The following is a 1,743-nucleotide window of genomic DNA, read 5'->3' on the forward strand; positions in this document are numbered from 1 at the left end:
CCGTGAAGCGAAGCCTCAAGCAGATCCAGTACCGACCACACCTCGTCGACGGATGCCTCGCAGGAACCGGTCTGATCATGGACGACTGACCACGATCAACCCGACATCACCCAATCAAGTTCAGTACCAACGCTCCACACCCGGGGATTCCGGTCCTGCCGACAGCATGATCGCGGCCGCAACGGCTGCCCAAACCAAGAACCCCCGTCCACGTTGCACAGTCCGAATGAAGACTTCTTCGGACACTGTCATCGACGGGTCACAAACAGGTACTCACGCACGCCAACCCGTACCTTGCGGCCTTCTCCGCCGGAGCTGTGCTCGCCACGGTCTCGCCGGAGCCGAAGGCCGCTTTCGAGCCCTTGGGCGAGTCTCTGGCAGAACTGGCGAAGTTTGCGGCGCTGTTGGTCTTCGGCGCTCTGCTGACCCCGCAGTTGTTCGGCTACCTGTCCCTGGGCGGATACGTGGCCGTACTCCTGGCGATCTTCCTGATCCGGCCGGCATCGCTTCTCCTGTCGCTGCTCGGTACGCGGCTGGAACGCCGGGAGAAGCTGGTCGCCGCCTGGTTCGGTCCCAAGGGCTTCGCCTCGGTCGTGTACGGCCTGCTCGTCCTTCAGGCCGGAATCCCCCAGGGTGAGCAGGCCTACACACTCATCGCGGTGTGCATCGCCTTCTCGATCATCGCGCACAGCAGCACCGACGTCCCGGTGGCCCGGCTCTTCCACGTCGAGGACATCACGGGAATCCCCGGCGGCACACCGGCCGAAGCAGCCGCACACGCCCAGGAGACCGCTCGCGTCCGCACGTGACCTCGCCGCCCCTATCCGTACGTCACGACGGGCGACAGCACGTACGCCGCCGTCCGGCTGCTGAGCGAGCACGGCCTCCCCGCGCTGCTCGTACTCGATGCGCACGGGATGCCGTACGCCGTGGTTCCCGTGTCCCAGCTGATGCAGCAGCTCGTCCCCGACCCAGCTCTGGACGACCCGCTGCGCGCGGCCGTCCTCCGGGACGAGCCGGCGGAACGGCTGGCAGCGAACCTCGGGCAGCGGTCCATCGGGGACTGGCTGCCCCGTCGCGAATTCGGCCCGCAGTATGTGGGGCCGGACGCGAGCGCCGCTCAGATGGTTGCCGTCATGGCCCGCAAGCAGATCCCGCTCGTGGCCGTGGTGGAACACGGCGATGGCAACGAGGCCAGGCTGCTGGGAGTGGTGTCCGCCACCGCCGTCATGCGCCACCTCCTCGCGACCTCGGACTGAGCAGATCTTTGGTGAGGTGAACTAACTCTGCCGTTTCGTTTGGATCATCGGGCTGACCGCAGGAAGATGCCTGCGATGTGGAGTCCGACCGGGTCGATCGTGGCGGTCTTTTCTTACCATCAGCACGGACGCAGAAGGCCGCAGGACGGAGACCGTCGAAGTCAAGCCGTCCGTTCCGGCTCCACACTGACCTGACGGGCGCGCCAGAGGAGAAGGGCAACGTATGAGCAGGCTGCTGGAAGCGGTGTGTGCGCTGACCGTGGGCGTCCTCATTGCGCTCCTTGTATGGGGTGCTGACCCCGGCGCCGTGCGGGTGGCGTGGCGAGAGGGCGAGCTGAGCGGTGTGACGGTCGTGTTCGTGGCGGCATGTGCGCTGTGGCTGGTGCTGTGGCGCAGGCGTACCGGGCGCGGCCCGCTGGCATGGCCACTTGTGATGCTGCTGTGCGGTGCGGCTGTTGCGCTGGTCATGGCTGCCGTGGCCGCT

Annotated in this window: 2 protein-coding genes and 1 pseudogene; all 3 read left to right on the top strand. The window is 66.6% G+C overall.

The genetic code is table 11. From position 1 onward, the window contains the following. Positions 1–272: 272 nt before the first annotated feature. Positions 273–809: pseudogene (locus AC061S_RS44340) on the top strand (cation:proton antiporter domain-containing protein); the annotation flags it as partial. Positions 810–938: 129 nt separating this feature from the next. After that, a complete protein-coding gene (locus AC061S_RS44345; protein WP_478691560.1) occupies positions 939–1,259 on the top strand; it encodes a CBS domain-containing protein in 321 nt (106 codons plus the stop codon). A gap of 223 nt (positions 1,260–1,482) precedes the next feature. Beyond that, positions 1,483–1,743 (top strand): hypothetical protein (locus AC061S_RS44350; RefSeq protein ID WP_478691561.1); only part of this gene is annotated, 261 nt, incomplete at its 3' end.

It is taken from the genome of Streptomyces sp. CA189, from assembly GCF_056428985.1.